We start from the raw sequence: 21,202 nt of genomic DNA, 5'->3' as shown, positions 1-21,202 counted from the left end.
TTTTTTTATACTTTGAAAACAATATAAACAAAGAACTAAAATAAACTAATTCTAGTTATAAGAAATAATAAAAAAACACATAAATATTATGTAAAAATTGAAAAAATATTAATAAGGAAAGTAAATATACCTAATTATAGGTTTTAGTACGTTTACATTTAATAAAAATACTTATAATATAGTTTGCAAAAATAAGAAATGTTATGTAAAATGTATAATGTTTAGGAAGTGATTTAGGAAATTTTTGATACCGGTGGGACTTTGAGTGTCCCGGTGGTTATAGGAGGAATATATTATGAGAAAAATTGCTGTATTAACCAGTGGTGGAGATGCTCCAGGAATGAACGCTGCTATTAGAGCTGTTGTAAGAACTGCTCTAGATAAAGGATTAGAGGTTATGGGAGTACAAAGAGGATATTCAGGACTTATAAATGGTGAATTATTCCCTATGGATAGACACAGTGTATCAGACATAATACAAAAGGGTGGAACTATATTAAGAACTGCTAGATGTCCGGAATTTAAAACTGAAGAAGGTAGACAAAAGGCTGCTAATGTTTTAAAAGTATATGGTGTTGATGGACTTGTTGTTATAGGTGGAGATGGATCTTTTACAGGTGCAAGACTTTTATCTAAATTAGGAGTTGCAACTATAGGATTACCAGGAACTATAGACAATGACCTTGCTTATACTGACTACACAATAGGATTTGATACAGCTTTAAATACAGTTTTAGATGCAATAAATAAGCTAAGAGATACTTCATCTTCACATGAAAGAGTAAGTATAGTTGAAGTTATGGGAAGATCTTGTGGAGATATAGCTTTACATGCAGGTATTGCAGGTGGAGCTGAAGGAATAATAGTTCCAGAAAAGGAATTTGATCAAGAACAACTCTGTAAGGTAATATTAGAAGGAAAGTTAAAAGGAAAATTACACAATCTAATAATGCTTGCAGAAGGTATTGGTGGAGCTAATGAATTGGCACAATATGTTGAAGAAATGACAGGAATAGAAACAAGAGCTACAATACTTGGACATATACAAAGAGGTGGAAGTCCATCAGTATTTGATAGAGTATTAGCTTCAAGAATGGGATATAAGGCTGTAGAATTATTACTAGAAGGTAAGAGTGCTAGAGTTGTAGGAATAAGAGAAGGTAAAATAACAGATGATGATATAGATGAAGCATTATCAATAGAAAGAACTTTCGATGAAGAGTTATACGCAATATCAAAGGTGTTATCACATTAAAATAAAGCCCAATATATAACTTAAATAGTAAGGGAGTGTATTACATGAGAAAAACAAAAATAATCTGTACAATAGGACCAGCTAGTGAGAAGGAAGAAGTTTTAGCTAATATAATGAATGCGGGAATGAGTGTTTCAAGACATAACTTCTCTCATGGAGATCATGCAGAGCACAAAATAAGAATAGAACTTGTAAAATCTTTAGCTAAAAAACATAAGAAACCTATAGCAGTAATGCTAGATACAAAAGGACCAGAAATAAGAACAGGAAATTTTGCAGAAGGTAAAGTAGAATTAGCAGAAGGTTCAACATTTACAATATACTGTAATGAAGAAGTTTCAGGAGATGCTACTAAATGTTCAGTAACTTATGCAGGTCTTGCAGATGACGTTACTAAAGGTAATATGATACTTATAGATGATGGTTTAGTAGGACTTGAAGTTCAAAATGTAGAAGGTAATAAAATAAACTGTTTAGTTAAAAACAGTGGAATGGTTGGAAATCATAAAGGAGTTAATGTTCCTGGAGTTTCAATAAAATTACCAGCTATAACAGAAAAAGATATAGCAGATTTAAAGTTTGGTGTAGAAGTAGGAGTAGACTTAGTAGCTGCTTCATTTATAAGAAAAGCATCAGATGTTGCAACAATAAGAAAGGTTCTTACAGAAAATGGCGGAGAAGATATAATGATTTTCTCTAAAATAGAGAACCAAGAAGGTGTTGACAATATAGATGAAATAATAGCTATTTCAGATGGTATAATGGTAGCAAGAGGAGATCTTGGTGTTGAAATTCCAATAGAAAAAGTACCAGGAGCTCAAAAATTAATGATAGAAAAATGTAACAAGGTTGGAAAACCAGTTATAACTGCTACTCAAATGCTTGATTCTATGATAAGAAACCCAAGACCAACAAGAGCAGAAGCATCAGACGTTGCAAATGCTATATACGATGGAACAGATTGTATAATGCTAAGTGGAGAAACTGCAAATGGTAAGTATCCAGTAGAAGCTGTACAAACTATGGCAAAGATAGCAGAAACTGTAGAAGAAGATTTAGATTATGAAAGAATATTATCTAAAAAAAGAAAAGAGCATGTTCCAGGAATACCAACTGCTATAAGTTTATCTTCAGCAGCAACAGCAATGGAACTTGGAGCAAAAGCTATAATAGCTGCAACTCAAAGTGGAAGTACAGCTAAAATGGTTTCAAGATATAGACCACAATGTCCAGTAGTTGCTATAACTCCATACGATAAAGTTGCTAGAAGACTTGCATTAAGCTGGGGAGTATATCCAATAATAGCTGAAAAACAAGTTAATACAGATGAATTAATAAACAAATCTGTAGAAGAAAGCTTAAATGCTGGATTCATAAATAAAGGTGATATAGTAATAATAACTGCAGGTGTAGCTGTAAATGAAGTTGGTTCTACTAACTTAATGAAAGTACACGAAGTATAATAATTATATAAAAATAAAAGTAGTTTAAAAGCTACTTTTATTTTTTTGAAAAAGTATGGATAAAAATTCATATAAAGTGTAAAATTATAATGTTTGTTAAAATGAGTCTAAAAATGTATTTTATAATTACTAAATAAATAAAATATAGGAGTGCAAATTAGGTATGAAATGGATAAATTTTGTAAAAAAGAAGGTTACATACAAAGTAATAGCAATATCTAGTATTTTTATATTATTAATATGTTCAACTTTTGGAGCATTGGCTTTTTATGAAACAAAAAAAATTCTTACAAAAAATATTAACGAAGCTTTATTACAAAAGGTGGAAGATTCAACAGACATAATTAATAGAGAGATACAGGGGTATGTAAAGGCTATGGAGTCTATTGCAGCTAGAGATGATATAAAAAACAATGAATTCAAAGATAGTTTCAATATATTAAATGAAGAAAGTAAGAGATTAGGAATAAATGAACTTAGCTTTGTTAATAAAGAGGGAGTAATATTATTTACTAATGGAAATGAATTTAAAGTGGATTTTTCTTTAAGTGATATGGAAATTGGATATTTAAAAGAAGTTGAGATAGGTGAAAAATCAACTGTTTCCAATCCAATAGTGACAACAAAGGGAGAGAATATGTTCTCAATCGCAACACCTATAAAGAGTAATGGAAAGTTAAAGGGTATATTATTAGCAAATATAGATTTACAGGGTATAAATAAAATAATACAACAGGCAAAAATAGGTGATGATGGATATGCTTTTGCAATAAATAAAATTGGAGAAAAAATAGCTCATGAAGATTTAGATCTTGTGGTAAAAAAAGATAATGATATAGAAAATAGTAAAAATGATGATGCTTTCAAACAAATAGCTTTAATAGAAAAGAAGATGGTAAATGGAGGAAAGCATGTAGATGAATATAAGATAAAAGCACAAGAAAATATAATAGCTTATGGACCTATAGATGGAACAGAATGGTTCCTAGGCATTGTAGCAGATAAAAATCAAGTGTTAGCATCTATAAACTCATTAGAAAATAGTTTCATTGCTATAACATTATTTTTCATAGTTCTAGGTGTTATAGGGTCAATATTTTTAAGTAGAAGTTTCAAAAAACCTTTAGAAATAGTAATGATGTATGCTAATGGGTTAAGAGATTTCGACTTAACGGTAGAAGAAAAAATAAATTCACAAGATGAGTTTGGACAAGCAGTCAACGGACTAAATAAAGCTAATGACAGATTTAGAAATCTTATAAGTGATATAAAGGAAGGAAATATACAAAGTGTTGATTCAGCAGAAAAAATTCAAACTTCATTTGGTAAAATAAAGGATGAAATAACTGATATAATGGCAACAACTGAAGAGATAAGTGCTACAATGGAACAAACTTCCTCATCTATTCAAGGACTTACTGATTCAAGTTCTAAAATAACAAATGAGATAGATGATATAAAGGGTAAAATACAAGAAGGTGTTGAATTATCAAACAAGATTAAAGAAAAGGCTTATTATATTGAAAAAGAAAATTCAACAACTAAAAATGAATTAGAAATCTCATACAAAGAATTAGAAGCAAAGTTAGAAAAAGCAATGAAGGACGCTGATGTAGTAAAAGAAATTTCAGTAATGGCAGAAAGTATACTGGGTATAGCTGAAAATACTAATCTTTTAGCCCTTAATGCGGCTATAGAGGCAGCAAGAGCTGGCGATGCAGGAAAAGGGTTTGCTGTTGTGGCAGAAGAGGTTAGAAAGCTTTCTATGGAGTCGTCAGAAAAGGTTAATCATATACAGCATATTGTAAATAAAGTAAATAAAGCTGTAAAAGAATTACAAAATTCTTCTAAGGATATTTTAAATATTACGAGGGATAAGGTAACGGCCAATTACGAAGGATTGGTGAAAGTAGGCAAAGAGTATTCAAAAGATGGAGAGTCTTTTAATAATATAATTACAAGGTTTGAAAAATTGACTAATATATTAGGAAAAACTATTACAGATATGGTAGAAGAAATGGATCAAATAGCTTATGCATCTAATGAGGTAAGTAAATCTACTGGAGGGATAGTTGAAAGTATAAGTAATGTGAATAATAAAAATATGGATATAAGTATTGAGAGTATAAAAACTAAAGAATGTACTTTAAAAACTAAAAAAATTATAGAAAATATAAGAAATTAACAGAAAATTAATAAATAAATAGAAAAGTTTGGTATATAAGATGTATATTTAGTAAATAAATAATGATATAATTTTAATTTAAGTAAGTGGAATTCGAAAAATGGCAACTGATTCTACAAATATACTATTGCACCTGTATAGGTGCATTTTTTTTGCTTATATTTATATATGGGAATATTGAGGAATATAGTAATTGATAAAGCAATACTCCCATATATTCTTCATTATATAAGATCCTAAGCTTATAACAACACAAAATCCAATAAAGATTTATAAATAAAATGTAATAATAGATTATTAGTAGAAATTTGCAGTTATATTCTTAAAAGTTTAATGCGTTCTAAATAAATGTTATTAAAGATGGTAACTAAAATTAAATTATAAAAAGTGTATTATTCCATGAAAAAATTAATAAAAGTAGGTATATATGAGGAGTAGTTAAAATATATTGTTATAATCAAACAATATTTACAGAAACAAATGTTAAAGTTTTGTTAATTTTAAAATGGATAAAAAAATTTAACAAATAATTTACTATTTGAAATGTGGATACTCTCAATTTTATTAGGATGGCAAGTTTAACTTAAGGAAGGCTAAAATGTGCAAGTATCAAGTTAAGAGTGAGAATATATAAGGTTTAGACAAATTTTTAAGTATATAAACCTAAGAATAAGTATATGTATATTACTTACATGTATGATAAAATTAATATAAGGCACATTCAAAAAATAACAAGTAAGTATGCTAGTCTATTGTGTGTCATACTGAGTTAGCGATATTAGCCATAGTCTTATTATATGAACCAATATCATTTCCTTGTCTGACACAAAATATACATGGAATCTTTGACTTGTTATTTTCTTTCATGTGCCTAAGAAAAAAGGGGGAGTAATTATGGATTTTACTATAGATATAGAAATTCAAAAATTAGACATATTACTAGATACCTTATATTTTTTAGCTAATAGAGATCAAGTTGAAAATACATATAGAGACTATGGACTATATTTAAATGATAAGGGTAAAAAGTTTTTAGAAGATGTTGAGAAAACTTTAGATAAGGATATATTAAATTTCTTTTTTAAAGAGTTTAAAGAAGATTATTGTATAGCAACATCTTTAATAAGCACAGAACTTATATATGGGAAAGATATAAATACAGCATTACTTTACATAAGAACAGTAACGAGAGATGAAATTTTAGATAAATTTATAAAAATACTTCTATACATAAAGTTTGGAGATTATGAAGTAGTTAATGAAGAGATAAAAGATAAAGAAATTACAGAAGAGTATATAATAGAAACATTAAAGGAGTTAGACATTGAAGAAAAATTTAAATGGAATATATTTTTATTTATAAGGGATATGAATATACACTTAAGGAAGTTTTATGATTTCTTAATGAACGTTCATAAGGCAACAGAAAAGAAAACAAAGTATTTTGAAAAAGAAGGATCTAAATGGGCTATAAGTTTTAAGAATAAATTAGAAAAAGAAGAGCTAAATGCAATTTTAGATATATTAACTAAAATAGATGCTAATGTAGATGAGATAGAAAAAATATATATTTATCCTAAAACAATATTAAGTTTTGATTTTACCTATTCTTGTAATAGTCCTAAAAATCTTTATATAGGAATAGGAATAGATTATCATAAGGTTCAAAATAATTTATTGGGATACAACATACAGTGGTTTGAAAATGTTATTAAAGTTTTAGCGGATAAAGATAAATTAGAAATTCTTAATTTACTTATAGAGGAAGAACTATATTCTCTTGAAATTGCAGAACGATTATCTTTAACACCAGCAAGTATCTCTTATCATATAAAAGTTTTAGCACTTAATAATGTGATTCTAGAAGAAAAAAGAGACAATAAAACCTATTATTCTTTAAATAAAGAGGCGCTAGGTCAATGGGTTAATCTTTTTAAAAACCAATTTAAAATTTAAAAATATAACTTATTTCAGTGACAAGTGATAAAGTAAATAATATTTTTCTTGATGTTACTTGAAAAAACTTAGAATTAAATTTGATATTGTAATAATAAAGAATTATCTAAATAAAATGGAGGTCTAAGCATTAGCAAAATATATGACGAACAATATTCCGTGTAGTCATCTAGCTTAAGTTGCTTAGATCTCCATTTTATTGTTTAGATAAAAATCCTTTTATTATGAATTAAGTAAAGAATCTATTTTTCCACACAGTTTTATCCAATCAAAATTTTCATTAGCATAAATTTGTATTTCATTACAAACTCTTTCAAGTTCAGCTTCATTATTACAAACTTCAATAAAAGCTTGGGATAAATAATTGGGGTTATTTAAAGGGAAAATTCTGCCGTATTTTTCATGGTCTGTAATATCATATGAAGGGTCTATACAAGTAGAAATTATATAACAACCATTATGCGCCGCTTCAGGAAAAACAATTGGAAAGCCTTCACAACGAGAAGGTAAACAAAAGATTTTACATTTTCTATATATATTTTGTAGCTCATTTTTATCCTTTATAGGGCCTGTAAACTCCACTCTAGAATCTAAATGAGGATTAGATTTTAAAAAGTTATCAATATAAGATTTAAAATTTTCTTCAATAGTACCAACAATTTTTAGTTTCCAATTAGGTATTTCACTCTCACATAACCTAAATCCATCGAGTAAAATTTCAGTAGCTTTTTGAAAAGTACCAATTCTGCCAACAGTAAGTATTATATTTTCTTTTTCATTGAATAAGACCTTTGAACCGTCTAAATTGGAAAAATTGTAATAACCATTAGGGATACATTCTATTTTCACAGGCCAAGCATTATTCATAATATTACATATATTTTCACATTCAGTACTAATTAAATCACATTTTTTAAGAATATCTACTATATAATCAGACAAATTAATTCTATTAAGCCAATGTATATTCATATCTGTTTTAAGATAAATTTTACCATCAGGACGTATAGATTTATACCTATTTATCATATCTAAATTAAAATTATATATACCAATAACCATTAATACATCTGTTTCTTTAAGAATTTTTATGAGAACATCATTATTATTATTTATATATTTAATTGGAAGATCTTCTAAATATTTTTTTGCATCGTCATACACTAAGCCCTCATTATTTACAAGAATACATGAATTATAATCATAGTATTTTCTAAGAACAAAAGGAATAATGCCAACATCTTTGGTCAAGTGATAATTAGCAAGTTCAGGCCAAAATAAAGTTAAATTTTTCATACAATAATCTCCTTGAACAATATTTACCAAATATAATATTGTATGTTTAAGTATTAAAGAATGTTACTGAAATTAAATAATTGGGTATGGTTAACATCTTATTATTTAATCGCTTTTTCATTCTTTAATTTGCCACTTAAATAATAGCGTAGCCACTTTTTTATTAGATTGTGTAAAAGTAATATTATTTTTCATTGAAGGAGAGCATTATAGATTGATGATCTTTTCCTATATATGAGTTAGAAAAAATATTTTGGGCATTATTTATATAATCCCCGGGATTTAGTATTGATGGTGAAAAGTGAGTTAATATTAGTTCTTCACAATTACCTTTTAAGGCTAAGGTTGCAGCCTCTTCAAAGGTCATATGAAAATTTTTAAGAGCTTTATCTAATTTATCTAAACTTTCATAGGTTCCTTCACAAAACAGTAATTGACTATTTAAGATAAAATCTTTAATAGAATTAAGTGGTCTAGTATCAGTTACATATGAAAATTTAATTCCACCTCGATTTTCTCCAAGAACCATTTCAGGATTTATAACATTACCATTTAAATTAAGTGGATTTCCTTGATGAAGACTTTTCCAGTACTTAGTAGGTATATTTAATTCCTCAGCTTTTTCTCTTAAAAATTTACGCCTCCTAGGTAAATAAAAACTATAAGCAACACAAGGAGAAGAGTGACTTACATACAAGGCACATATTTCCACTTCTTTGAATTTATAAATAAAATCTTCATTTTCTTTTATCTCAATAACATTAATATCATAAGGCAAATAGGGTACAAGAATCTTAAATCCATTAATAGCATCTACTATCCCAGTTGGACCAATGATAGTTAGAGGATCAACCCTATCACTATTACCAATAGTACTCAAAAGTCCTAAAAGGCCATTAAGATGATCTCCATGGGTATGAGTAATAAGTATTAAATCTACAGATTTAAAACCAGTAGAACATATCCGCATAGATACTTGCGTACCTTCACCACAATCTAGAAGAATTTTATTTCCTTTATAGTTAATTAAAAGAGAAGCTAAAAATCTATTTGGCATAGGCATTCCTCCGCCAGTACCTAAAAGAGTTAAATCAAGCATAAAATCACCTCATAAAAACATAATACTCTTTAAAATAAAAAATTTAAAGGGGACGGTTAACAAGTTTTATTTATGGATATCAATATAAGCTATAAATATTGATGAAGTACAAGGTTGGAGAGTTACTTAATTAAGAATTGAAAATTGACAATTAAGGATGAAATCTAAAATAAAAAAAATGTTATTAAAGAAAATTTGTGATTTTTTGAATGTGCCTAAGTAAAAAGTATATACATTTTTATTAGGGGGAAAATAAAAACTATAATATATAAGAAAGGGTGGAGATTATGGAAAATAGATTAATTTGTAGAGCTGAAGAATGTGTTAATAATATGGGGGGGTTTTGTACAGCAAGAGTTATAAATATGATTGGAGTTTTAGCAAGAGAAAGTGAAGATGTAAAATGCTCAACTTTTGGAGAAAGAACAATAACAGAGGCTTTAAAAAATGCAACTAATTTAAACTTAGGAGGAGCTTTTGCACAAGCATTTAATACAGAAAAAGTTGAAATTGCACCAGAAGTTTTATGTTCAGCTGAAAAATGTATGTATAATCATAAAAAAAAATGCATTGCTGAAGATGTCTTTGTTAATGAGAATGCATTAACATCTGTAGGCAGCCCATACTGTGAAACATTTAAGGAAAATAAATAATAAAATGATACAAAATCATTGAAAAAATTTAACGATTAACAAAATAAGGATATAAAATTATATTATATCCTTATTTTTAAATTATTCACAATAGGACAAGCGAAATGAAACAGGAAAATACATTTACATAACTTAAATGTAATAAATAGGGAATAAATACAAAAATATAAGAGAAACTAAAAATTTCAATGCACATATTTGGAATTAAATAGGAGTTTTAAGGAAGTTTTAAGGTTTAGCTAATATTAACATATGGTAAAATATGATATAATATATTAAAAATTAGAAATTAAATAGTGAGTTATTATCACATTATTAGCATGAAAAATAACTTATAAATAAGAAAAAACTGTGAAAAAATATTTCTCAGGTAATAGTTAACTTTAAGGTTTATATAAATTATAGATTTAATTTTCATATATACAATAGTATCTTTCTTAATGAAAAACACTTTAAGAAAGTTCAAATATACTTTTTTATTTTTAATTTAGGATATGAGTGTGTTAAAGATTATGAAGATGATAGTTAGTGTTTATAACACTAGTTATTATCTTTATATATTTTTAAAAAGCAAGGTATAGTGCAATGTGAAGGGGTGGTAGAAGCTATGAGCTTGTTAATAAATACAATAGTAGGGGTAGTATTTATTTGGGGAATAATTCTTATATACAAGGAACTTTTTATACCTGCTTATTATGCTGTTAGTTATTCAGATTATAGTCGTTATAAAGACAAAGAACTAAAAATTTTACAGGAGAACAATCCAACCAAAGAGCAAATTAAAAGTGTGGGAATAAATGATTTATTATTTGTAGCTATGTTTATAGTTATAATTGTTAGTGGAATTATAGTTCTTATATATGATATTAAACTGGATAGTCTTACATTTTATGTGGTTCTTTTGGTTCTAGCGGGGATATTAAAAATAAAAAGGTGGTTAATATTTTGTGATATTGAAAAACCACAAAGAAAGAAAAAATAAGTTGGATTTTATTAAGGAATTTATAAAGGGGATTAGTGGAGTTGCTTCAAGTTTTAGCATAATAAATTTCTAATAAAAAATGATATTTAATATATGTATGTAAAATAAGAATGATTTTTAAATAAGTCATTCTTATTTTATTGCTTAAAAATTCTAAGATCTATAAATAGCGTTCACGACAAAATATCCAGCGTTAATGATAAAAGAGATAAGCTTTTTAAGCGTTTAAGGTTTAAAAACATGTGTTTACTACATATTTAAGATTTAGTAAGGATTATCCCATATAATAAATATGAGAGTTGGTTGAAGCAGTTAGTTAAATTATGGATTTTCTAATTTTGTTTAAGTTTTTGGAGGGATTTATAAGAAGATACTCTTCAAAATTTAAAATAAGGAGAACTAATGGTCTCCTAATATATATAAATAGAAAGGGGGATAAAAACTATGACAAATTATGTATGTCCTACAATTGATTGTAACCTAATCGAAAACACTGAGGATGAGGCATGGGTGCTAGTATTTATGGCTGTATTATTAGCTATAGGTGTTACTTGGTTCATCGGTATGTCAGTATGGTGTCTTGCGAATGGATATGGTGGTTTTACTGGTAATTATGAAATAGTACAATGGGGATTAAAAGTTAATTTCGAGTGTAAATAAATTTCACTCAAAAGACATATTAACTTTATAGACAAGCGTTTAATACTTAGAAATTTTAAATAAGACAACGACATCAATAAAAACATAGAAAAGTTAAATAGATGAGTATGTAAACTCTATTGCATACTCATCTTACTAAAGAATTAGAGTTAAAAATTGGCTAGGAGGTGTAAGAAACTAATGTTATCAATAAAGAATCTTAGCAAAAAATACTCCAATGGATTTTGGGGAATAAAAAATTTTGATTTACATATAAAAGAAAAAGAATTAATTGCAATTGTAGGACCAAATGGTTCAGGAAAAACTACTATAATTAACTGTTTACTTGGAGTTGTTTCCCCTACTAAAGGAGAAATATCCTTAAATGGCAAAAAAAATAGTGAAAAAGAATTTAAAGAAGACATTACATATGTACCAGATGAATTATTACTTATTGATGCTTTAACAGGTAAGGAATATATCGATTTTGTATCATCAATGTATAAAAATATAAACAAAGAAAAAATTAAAAACTTGATACAAATATACAATATGGAAGAGGCTATGAATGAAGTTATTACAAACTATTCACATGGTATGAAGAAAAAACTTCAGTTAATTGCAGCTTTTATGATAGGAAGCAAGCTTATAGTACTAGATGAACCTTTTAGAGGATTAGATGTAGAGGCAATGATAATAACAAAAAAGATTTTTACTAAACTTTTAAAAGAGGGTAAAAGTATTTTGTTATCAACCCATGATTTACTCTTAGCTGATAATATAAGTGATAGGATTGCTATAATTTCCAAAGGGGAAAAAGTAGAAGAAGACACTAATAGTGAATTGAAAAAAAAATACAATTGTGACACCCTTGAGGAAGTATTTATTATAGCATCTCTTGATAAAAATAGGAGTGATAAAATTGACCAAGCCATTTATGATTTGTAAAATGATTTTTAAGATATGGCAAAGAAATATAAAGAAAATACTAAACACTAAAAGTAAGGTTTTAGGAGCGAGTTTATTTATAGTATTTACATTGCTGTTATCAGTAGTAGCTGGATATATTATTGTAAACCCTGTAGTATCAACGTTTATAAATGGAGATAACAGGTCAATGTATTTATTATTAGCTGGTACTTTAGTAAACGTGTCAATAATGACCACATCATTATTTGTACTTGTGAAATCAGTGACCCAGGAGCAAGGAGAATTTATAATGCAACTAAACTGGTTTCCACTTACTACATTTGAAAGAAATTTAGGATATAAAATGCCTATTTTTTTGGTTATTTTATCAATTGAGTTTTTTTTAAATATATTATTACTAATACCTTCATTTGTTATGAATGGGTTAAATGGTGGTTTATTATTAGTGATTATGTTGACATTTATTATTCAGGCTATATTCATATTTTTCTTGAATTCTATAATATATGATTTTGGTATATTTATTATATCTAAAATAGGGCTAGCATATAGAAAGGTTATAACTCTTTCAATTCTATTAATAGCTGTATTCTATTATTTTATAGAAACTTTTTCAGTTGATAGAATTTTATCTTCATATACTAAGTTTGACTATAATTTATTATATTTAGGTAATGGTATTCTTATGAAAGTATTAAATAATACACTATTTGATGATGTAAGCTATGTTAGAGTAGTAGGTTGTATTTTAGGTGTTACAATTGTAGCAGTTGGTACACTATTTTTAAATGAAAAAGTTCAAGAAAATAATTCATCCAAGATACTAAGATTTTTACCTATGTCAAAAGGATTTAATATATCCCTAATGATAAAAGAGGTTAAAGTTCAACTTAGGAATGAAGAAAACTTTACAAACATATTATTGTTTTTATTTTTAGCAATAGCAGCAAGATTGAAATTACAAGATCTAGAATCAAATGCAATTGTTATAGGACTGGTAAGTTTAGTTTGTAGTACTGTGGCATTAAATTCATTTGGAAATGAGAATAATTACTTCAAAATGTACAAGGCTACTGGAGCCCAGCTATTAAGGGTATTACTTTTAAAGGAATTAGCTTTATTTATTATTGCATATTCATTATTTTTAATTATAATTGCCTTAATACTTGGAATTTCAATAAGTTTAAATATTATATTGATTAGTATGCCAATAGTTTTTACTTCCATAATGATATTGTATATTTTAGGTATATTAATTCCTGTAGATAAAAAAAATCCATATATGGGTATATTAGCTTTTGTAGTTCTATTCTTAACAATGATACCAGCAGCAATTATACTTAGCCAAGCAATAACTACAACATTATCTTTTATAATTATGTTTGCACTAATTATAATTGTATTATTTTATAATTTTTATTTAGTGGCTAAATGGAGGATTAATTATGAGTAATTTAAAAAAAGTTCCGTATTTAGCTAAAAGTGTTGAATTACATGAAGACTATATTTTAGATAATCAATTACATGCTAAAGTTCCTATAAATGAAACTACAAATAAGATACTACAGTTAGTTGATGGAAGGAAAAGCGTAAGCGAAATTACTGAGGAAGCAAATAAAGAATTTAAAATAAACTATGATGTCCTTTATAAGGATGTAAACAATCTTTTAGACGAGTTAAATAAAAACTATCTTTTAAATTGGAAATATATTTCTAATAAAAAGATGCAAAAGATATTAATAAATTTTATAGCACAATATAAAAAAGGTTATAAGGAAAGAACAATTATAAATAACAGTAGTTTTTTTTCAGCGTTCAATTCCATAAATAACTTAGTAATTAAGAAAATAGGAATCTTCTTTGTGTGGACATTGATTCTTTATATATTAAGCAAAATCATATATATAACAAGCGAAAATTCATCTACAGTGAGGTTAGCTTTAAATTTTTCATTAGGAGTTACGATTGCTTTTATTGGGTTAATTTTAAGTACAAGCCTACATGAAATATCTCACGTATATTCTTTTTGGATTCAAAAAAGAGATAAAACCATAGGGTTTATGGGGGTAAGTCCTTTTGGAGTGAGATTTGTAAGACCTGTAGAGAAAGATCCGAAAATTAATATTATTGTATCATTATCAGGACCATTGATTCCAGGAATTTTAGGGATACTGATGTACTTAATAAGTGCTACATTGCTTAAAGAATGGCAATATAATTCACAAGCTAACATATTTGCAGCTATGTTTATTCTTCAATTGATACATTGCTTGCCATTTACTGGAGATGGGAAAAATGTTGTTAAACAAATAATGATAATGAGATATAGAAATAAAATAATTTAGAAATGGAGGGAATTCATATGGTTAAAGTTAGTAAAAACACATATACCTTAGCAGCTATTCTAAGCATAATAGTTTTACCAGTGGTAACAGTGGCAACAATGCTAACAAAAATGTTTACTCATGAAAGTGGAAATATATTCTTTAATACAATAGAGATTATTAAAAATGGAGATAATGGATATGCATTTAATATTAAATTTTCATATTTCATTTTAATAATAGGGCTATTCCTTATAATTATTATATTATCAGTTTTAAAAAATATTTTATTTAAAGGAAGTAAGGTACAGTGAAGAGTAAATCAAAAATGAATAAACTTCTTATTTTAATGGGGGCTATATTATTAATAGTAGGGGTTTTTATCATAAAACCCATAGAGTTAAATAAAAAAAATAATGCTAATAGTATAACTGATAAGGGAATGATTTTTGGAGATATTAATGCTCCGGTGAAAATATATGAATACTCCGACTTTAATTGTCCAGATTGCAAAAAGCTTAATGAAAATATTGGGGATACACTATTAGAATACATAAACGATAAAAAAGTTGTTTTAATATTTAAGCTGACAAATGAAAATATGTATTTAAACATTCCTAAACTCTCTACTGAGGATTATAAGGAATTAGATAAAATATTTAATGAAAAGGATAAGTATACTAATCCACAAACAGAGGAAGATTCAAAATCTTACCTAGGGGAAGATTTATATAATGAAAGAAAAAATCATAGCAAGGAAATAAAGAAAGAAATAGAAGATCTAAATATTACGGTAATACCAACATTATATTTAGGTACTGAAAAAATGGTTGGGGTTTATAAAGAAGACGAATTTAAACAGATTGTTGAAAATATATTAAACAGCAAAAAATAGATTACCTGGAAGTTTTATCTGATGACTAGCATCTGTAACACTCTCTAAAAGAAGATTTGCTCTACATCAATTAATAATAAAATTGAAGGGGATAAGTGCATGAATAATATATGTATAAGTAAAAAAATAAAAAACATTTTCAAGGTATTTTTTCTTATAATAATATGCCTTAATATGTTTAACATAAACACAACATATGCTAAGACTAATGAAGTAGATGTAATATATTTCAAGGTACCATTATGCAATAATTGCAACAAGTTTGAAGAAAGACTAGATAACTTGCAAGAAGAATACAAAAATATTAACGTGTATAGTTATGATATCAGTAAAAGTGAAAATTTTGAACTGCTGTTAAAGTACAATAATGAATATAATTTAAATGAAAAGAGTTCAGAAGTACCAATAATATTTGTCTCAAACCAGTATATTAAAGATGAATCTAACATAAGACCTGTAATAGAAAAAATTTTAGATAATGACAATATAGAATCAACACCAATATTGGATGAAGCTAAATTAGAAAAAAAAGTATCATTATATAACATCTTTGGATTTATCCTTACAGGATTTATTAATGGACTTAATCCTTGTTCTATATCTATGCTATTATTTTTTATCTCACTTATAAGTGTAAAAAATATTGGTATAAAGAAACTTGGTTTTAGTTTTATTTTAGGTAAATTCATAGCATATTTATTAATAGGTTCATTATTATATTCATCAATATCTAAGGTGAGTCTTAATTCTTATAATAATGTAATTAAAATATTAGTTATATTATTTTCTGCTATAATAATTTACTTAAATCTGAATGATTTTTTCAAAGCAAGGAAAGAAAAATTTGGTGAAATAAAAAATCAACTGCCAAAGAATGTAAGACGTTTTAATCATAATATAATAAAAAATTTCCTTGAAAATAAAAATGGTAAAATTTTAATTATAATAAGTTTTGTATTAGGTGTAGTTATTTCATTAGGAGAATTTTTGTGTACAGGACAAATATACTTGGCTAGTATAAGTTATATGATAAAGCAAAGCAGTGAATATTCACTTCAAGCTTTTTTATATTTATTTTTATATGATTTAACCTTTATTATACCGCCAATAATAATTGTACTAATTCTTGATAAAGGAACAGATATGTTTAAAGTATCAACATTTTTTGTGGACAAGATATACCTAATAAAACTATTTAATGCAATATTAATCTTCTTGTTTTGTTTATTTGTAGTTTTTACACTTTGATGAAATTAGGCGCATTCAAAAAATAACAAGTCAGTATGCTAGTATATTTAACTTGTTGTTTTCTTTCATGTGACTTATACAGATATAAGGAGGGGGCAAAATGGTAAGAATCATTAAGATATTAAGCGAGGATAGCTCTATTATATATGATGGAGAACTTTATAAATTACCAATCTCAGAAAGTATTATAGTTGAAAAAAGTATTGAATATTTCTGTGATTCAGAACCATGTTTTATACATAAAAGTGCGGTAACCAAAAGACTATATTATGAATTTGATAGGTTTTTTGATGAAAAACTTGATAATAATATTAAAATAATAGAATTTAAAGAATTTCCATTAGTTTTACAAAATATAATCAGTAAACTTGGAAATGCTAGAAAAATTTTATTGCAATAAGGCACATTGAAAAAAATACATATAAAAAACAATAATATTTTATACATAAGAACAATATTATTAATATAAGAGAAGTTACTTCAAAGGATTAATTAAGGCATGAACTTGGTATTAGATGTAAAACACATAATATTAAGGTCATGTCTTTTCAATTCTCAGTTTTCAAATATATATAAATACAAGGAGGAATCCACCATGATAATTATGAGCATATCAGTTGTTACACTTTTCATTTTAGTGATAATAAAAAAAGAAGGAAGATCAGCGTATGAAGCTATAAAAAACTCAGACTACTCTTATTATAATGAGGAGATAGTGAAAAAACTTAAAAGGTATAATCCTAACAAGAAACAAATAAAAAAAATCGGCATAAATGATATGTTTGTATTAACTTTACTTGTAATGGTTTATGCATATGTTTTAATAGCAATAATTTACGATATTAATCTTAATAACGATATAATTATTTTAATTGGTATGGGAACATTATTATTATTAAAAATAAGAAGACGGTATATATTTAATAGCATTAAAGAAACAAAATCATAAAGGAATGTGATACAATAGTAAAGTAAAAAATGAGATAACTTTATTAATTTACAAGTTATTAGTTGCAAGTGACAAGCAAGTTTAAATCTGAGGATAACTTGATTAAGTAATTAAAACATATGGAGTTTTTAAACAAATTGAGAACTTTATTGAGTGACAAGTGGCAAGTGACAAGTTGCGGATAAATCTTCTTGAGAAGATTTTAAAATTAAAAAATATAATTAAAGAAAACCAGTGGTTTTCAACATCAATTTGTCACTTGTCACTTTAAACTTGTCACTAAAAAGGCCGTAGCCTTTTGGAATGGTTATAGTTGATGGATATAAGATAAATTTTAAATACATAGTATTATAGGAGGAATTTAATATTGGTTGAAAAGAATAAAGATTATGTGTTAGATATAGTTTCTTTAGGATATGAGGGAGAGGGAGTTGCAAAAATAGATAACTTTCCAATCTTTATACAAGGAGCGTTAATTGGAGAAAAAGTTAAGATAAAAATAGTTAAGGTTAATAAGAACTTTGCTTTTGGTAAGCTTATTGAAATAATAGAAGAAAGTGAACATAGAAGAGAGGCTGTATGTCCAATATATAAAAGATGTGGTGGATGTAGTCTTCAGCATTTAAGCTATGAAAAACAATTAGAATTCAAAAGAGATAGAGTTAAGGATTGCTTAAGTAAAATAGGAAGAATAAATGATGTAACTGTTCTTGATACTTTAGGAATGAATGATAATCCTTATAGATATAGAAATAAAGTTCAGCTTCCAGTTGGGGAGCGTAATGGAGAAATACAAGTAGGTTTCTATGCCCCAAGAAGCCATGACATAATAAGCATGGAAAGCTGCAATATTCAACATGAAGAGGCTGATAAGGTTGTTGAACTAGTTAAGCACTGGATGAAAAACAACAACATAAAAGCTTATGATGAAAAAGATCATAATGATAAAAGGGATAAAGCAGATTTGAAAAATAGAGTAAGACATATAATGGTTAGAAAAGGCTATAAAACTAAAGAAATCATGGTGGTTATAGTAACTGCTTCAAAGGATTTAAATGGTAAAGAAGAGCTGATAGCACTTTTAAGAAATAATATAACTGGAATAAAAAGCATAATACAAAATATAAATCCTAAGAATACAAATGTGGTTCTTGGAGAGGAATGTATAACCCTTTGGGGAAGCGATAATATAAAAGATTATATAGGAGAATTTCACTTTAATATATCTCCATTATCTTTCTTTCAGGTAAATCCAGATCAAACAGAAGTGCTTTATAAGAAAGCTCTTGAGTATGCAGGATTAACTGGAAATGAAGTTGTTTTTGATGCCTATTGCGGAACAGGAACAATATCTTTATTCTTATCAAAGAATGCTAAGAAGGTCTATGGAGTGGAGATAGTTGCGCCAGCCATAGAGAATGCAAAGATAAATGCAGTGGAGAATGGCGTGGATAATGCTGAGTTTATCGTTGGAGAAGCTGAAAAAGTGATTCCATATATGATTGATAAGGGAGTTTATGCAGATGTTGTTGTTGTGGACCCACCAAGAAAGGGCTGTGGAAAAGAGCTTTTGGAAGCCATAGGTAAGATGAGTCCTAAGAGAGTAGTTTATGTATCCTGTGACCCAAGTACTTTGGCTAGAGATTTATGTGTTCTTAGGGACTTAGGATATTCTATAGATGAGGTTCAACCTGTGGATATGTTCCCTCATAGTAGTCACGTGGAGACGGTAGTACTTCTTTCCCACAAAAAAGCAGATACTCATATCAACGTAAATGTGGAGTTTGGTAATGGTGACGGCAAAATTCCTGTGGGTAAAATAGCTGAAAAAGCTGAGGAGTATAAGCCAAGCGAAAGAGTTACCTATAAAATGATACAAGAGTATGTAGAGGGTAAATATGGATTTAAAGTGCATACTGCCTATATTGCGGAAGTAAAGAGAGATTTAGGATTACGAATGTATGATGCACCAAATTCAGTAGAGGAATTGAAAAATTCAAGAAATCACCCAACACCTGAAAAGGTAGAAGCAATCAAAGATGCATTGAAGTATTTTGCTTTAATTTAACTTATTTAAGTATTATATAGATAGTATCCTTAAAGAAAATATCATAATACTAGAGGCTAAGTCTGAGTCAATAAAATGACACTTTAACTTGGCCTCTTTTTAATGCAATAATGGAAATCTTTTGATGAAAGATGTATAATAAAAGAAGAATATGTAAGGAGCGTGAATATGAAATCTGAAATCATAATGTATCAAACCGAAGATGGTTTGACTAAAATAGAAACAACTTTTGAGGACGATACAGTTTGGCTTTCTATTGACCAAATGGCAGAATTATTTCAGCGAGATAGAAGTGTAATTGGTAAGCATATAAGAAATATTTTCAAAGAAGGTGAGCTTGAGAAAAATTCAGTATGGGCAAAATTTGCCTACACTGCTTCTGACGGAAAAGATTATCAAGTTGATTATTATAATTTGGATGTCATTATTTCAGTTGGTTATCGTGTAAAGTCTCTAAGAGGCACCCAGTTCAGAATTTGGGCTAGTAATGTCTTAAAAGAATATATGAAAAAAGGATTCGCTATGAATGATGACCTCCTAAAAAATAATGGTGGTGGGCTGTATTTTGATGAACTGTTAGAACGCATACGTGATATTCGCTCATCAGAAAAAGTATTTTGGAGAAAAGTTCTTGATATCTATGCTACTAGTGTAGATTATGATCCACGAATGGAATCTTCAATGTTATTTTTTAAGACAGTTCAAAATAAAATGCATTGGGCAGCACATGGGCAAACTGCTGCTGAAAAAATTTATTACTCAGTGGATGCGGATAAACCACATATGGGGATGCTCAGCTTCAAGGGTGAATATCCTACACAGGCAGACGCATTAGTAGCAAAAAATTACTGTACAGAAGATGAATTAGCTGCTTTGAATAGTGTGGTATCAGTTTACTTAGAATTTGCAGAGATGCAGGCTAGAAGAAAAATTCCAATGTATATGTCTGATTGGATGGAGACACTTGATGGATTCCTAAAATTATCTAAGCATGAAATTCTCACTCATGCTGGAAAGATAAGTGCTAAGACTGCTGAAGTGAAGGACAAAGAAGAGTATAAAAAGTATAAAGTCTTGAATAGTGGTGATGTTTATAAAGTAGAAAAAGACTATATTAAGGCGCTAGAAGACTTGGAAATAAAGTTGTTAGGTAATGGAGAAAAAAATAAGTGTTAATTACAGGGACTAAGCAATGTACAAAAACGATTAGACTTTAGGGTGAAATATTAGTTAGCATCTATATAAATTATTTTGAGGGAT

18 protein-coding genes and 1 pseudogene are annotated in these 21,202 nt (G+C 27.6%); 17 read left to right on the top strand and 2 right to left on the bottom strand.

The genetic code is table 11. The annotated features are described in order from the left end of the window. Nucleotides 1-295 precede the first annotated feature (295 nt). From pfkA to BM119_RS08755, 4 genes and pseudogenes are all read left to right on the top strand, one after another. The gene (gene pfkA / locus BM119_RS08770; protein ID WP_090040665.1) at nucleotides 296-1,255 is read left to right on the top strand and encodes a 6-phosphofructokinase; all 960 of its coding nucleotides are present in this window, start codon (nucleotides 296-298) and stop codon (nucleotides 1,253-1,255) included. Nucleotides 1,256-1,299: 44 nt separating this feature from the next. Further along, nucleotides 1,300-2,715: pseudogene (gene pyk / locus BM119_RS08765) on the top strand (pyruvate kinase); the annotation flags it as partial. A 166-nt stretch (nucleotides 2,716-2,881) separates the two neighbouring features. After that, nucleotides 2,882-4,903, top strand: coding sequence for a methyl-accepting chemotaxis protein (locus BM119_RS08760; RefSeq protein ID WP_090040661.1), 2,022 nt, complete (start codon nucleotides 2,882-2,884; stop codon nucleotides 4,901-4,903). Nucleotides 4,904-5,797: 894 nt separating this feature from the next. Beyond that, a complete protein-coding gene (locus BM119_RS08755; RefSeq protein WP_090040660.1) occupies nucleotides 5,798-6,859 on the top strand; it encodes an ArsR/SmtB family transcription factor in 1,062 nt (353 codons plus the stop codon). 222 nt (nucleotides 6,860-7,081) lie between these two features. On the opposite strand, the gene BM119_RS08750 is transcribed toward BM119_RS08755, so the two are convergent. Both BM119_RS08750 and BM119_RS08745 read right to left on the bottom strand, forming a co-directional pair. Further along, nucleotides 7,082-8,155 (bottom strand): glycosyltransferase family 4 protein, encoded by a 1,074-nt coding sequence (locus BM119_RS08750; protein ID WP_090040658.1) that lies wholly within the window; start codon nucleotides 8,153-8,155, stop codon nucleotides 7,082-7,084. A 184-nt stretch (nucleotides 8,156-8,339) separates the two neighbouring features. Further along, nucleotides 8,340-9,254, bottom strand: a complete 915-nt coding sequence (locus BM119_RS08745; protein ID WP_090040655.1) for a ribonuclease Z — start codon at nucleotides 9,252-9,254, stop codon at nucleotides 8,340-8,342. Nucleotides 9,255-9,541: 287 nt separating this feature from the next. Here BM119_RS08745 and BM119_RS08740 point away from each other — a divergent pair, with 287 nt between their 5' ends. The 13 genes from BM119_RS08740 (at nucleotide 9,542) to BM119_RS08680 (ending at nucleotide 21,118) form a co-directional block, all read left to right on the top strand. Beyond that, nucleotides 9,542-9,907: a DUF1540 domain-containing protein gene (locus BM119_RS08740; RefSeq protein WP_090040653.1), complete on the top strand. Its 366-nt coding sequence runs from the start codon at nucleotides 9,542-9,544 to the stop codon at nucleotides 9,905-9,907. A 607-nt stretch (nucleotides 9,908-10,514) separates the two neighbouring features. After that, the gene (locus tag BM119_RS08735; protein WP_090040650.1) at nucleotides 10,515-10,889 is read left to right on the top strand and encodes a hypothetical protein; all 375 of its coding nucleotides are present in this window, start codon (nucleotides 10,515-10,517) and stop codon (nucleotides 10,887-10,889) included. A gap of 444 nt (nucleotides 10,890-11,333) precedes the next feature. Beyond that, nucleotides 11,334-11,549, top strand: coding sequence for a hypothetical protein (locus tag BM119_RS08730; protein WP_090040648.1), 216 nt, complete (start codon nucleotides 11,334-11,336; stop codon nucleotides 11,547-11,549). A gap of 180 nt (nucleotides 11,550-11,729) precedes the next feature. Then, nucleotides 11,730-12,476 (top strand): ABC transporter ATP-binding protein, encoded by a 747-nt coding sequence (locus BM119_RS08725; protein ID WP_090040646.1) that lies wholly within the window; start codon nucleotides 11,730-11,732, stop codon nucleotides 12,474-12,476. Between the two features lies 1 nt (nucleotide 12,477). Beyond that, the gene (locus BM119_RS08720) at nucleotides 12,478-13,911 is read left to right on the top strand and encodes a hypothetical protein (protein ID WP_177199367.1); all 1,434 of its coding nucleotides are present in this window, start codon (nucleotides 12,478-12,480) and stop codon (nucleotides 13,909-13,911) included. Continuing rightward, a complete protein-coding gene (locus BM119_RS08715; RefSeq protein ID WP_090040642.1) occupies nucleotides 13,904-14,803 on the top strand; it encodes a PqqD family peptide modification chaperone in 900 nt (299 codons plus the stop codon). The genes BM119_RS08720 and BM119_RS08715 overlap by 8 nt, the downstream gene beginning before the upstream one ends. Before the next feature lie 17 nt (nucleotides 14,804-14,820). Continuing rightward, on the top strand, nucleotides 14,821-15,096 hold the full coding sequence (locus BM119_RS08710; protein WP_090040640.1) for a hypothetical protein: 276 nt from the start codon (nucleotides 14,821-14,823) through the stop codon (nucleotides 15,094-15,096). Between the two features lie 14 nt (nucleotides 15,097-15,110). Next, complete coding sequence (locus BM119_RS08705) at nucleotides 15,111-15,677, top strand: thioredoxin domain-containing protein (protein WP_177199366.1); 567 nt, start codon at nucleotides 15,111-15,113, stop codon at nucleotides 15,675-15,677. Nucleotides 15,678-15,776: 99 nt separating this feature from the next. After that, on the top strand, nucleotides 15,777-16,925 hold the full coding sequence (locus BM119_RS08700; RefSeq protein ID WP_090040636.1) for a cytochrome c biogenesis protein: 1,149 nt from the start codon (nucleotides 15,777-15,779) through the stop codon (nucleotides 16,923-16,925). Nucleotides 16,926-17,025: 100 nt separating this feature from the next. Continuing rightward, a complete protein-coding gene (locus BM119_RS08695) occupies nucleotides 17,026-17,325 on the top strand; it encodes a hypothetical protein (RefSeq protein ID WP_090040634.1) in 300 nt (99 codons plus the stop codon). Nucleotides 17,326-17,520: 195 nt separating this feature from the next. Beyond that, complete coding sequence (locus BM119_RS08690; RefSeq protein ID WP_090040632.1) at nucleotides 17,521-17,874, top strand: hypothetical protein; 354 nt, start codon at nucleotides 17,521-17,523, stop codon at nucleotides 17,872-17,874. Nucleotides 17,875-18,241: 367 nt separating this feature from the next. Then, entirely contained in the window at nucleotides 18,242-19,942 is a 1,701-nt protein-coding gene (gene rlmD, locus BM119_RS08685; RefSeq protein ID WP_090040630.1) for a 23S rRNA (uracil(1939)-C(5))-methyltransferase RlmD, read from the top strand. Nucleotides 19,943-20,110: 168 nt separating this feature from the next. Further along, complete coding sequence (locus BM119_RS08680; protein ID WP_090040628.1) at nucleotides 20,111-21,118, top strand: virulence RhuM family protein; 1,008 nt, start codon at nucleotides 20,111-20,113, stop codon at nucleotides 21,116-21,118. The last annotated feature ends 84 nt before the right edge of the window (nucleotides 21,119-21,202 follow it).

Source organism: Clostridium frigidicarnis (assembly GCF_900111985.1).
Taxonomy (GTDB): Bacteria; Bacillota; Clostridia; order Clostridiales; family Clostridiaceae; genus Clostridium_Z; species Clostridium_Z frigidicarnis.
The sequence above is the reverse complement of the archived record's forward strand: the minus strand, read 5'-3'. Positions and strand labels throughout refer to the sequence as shown.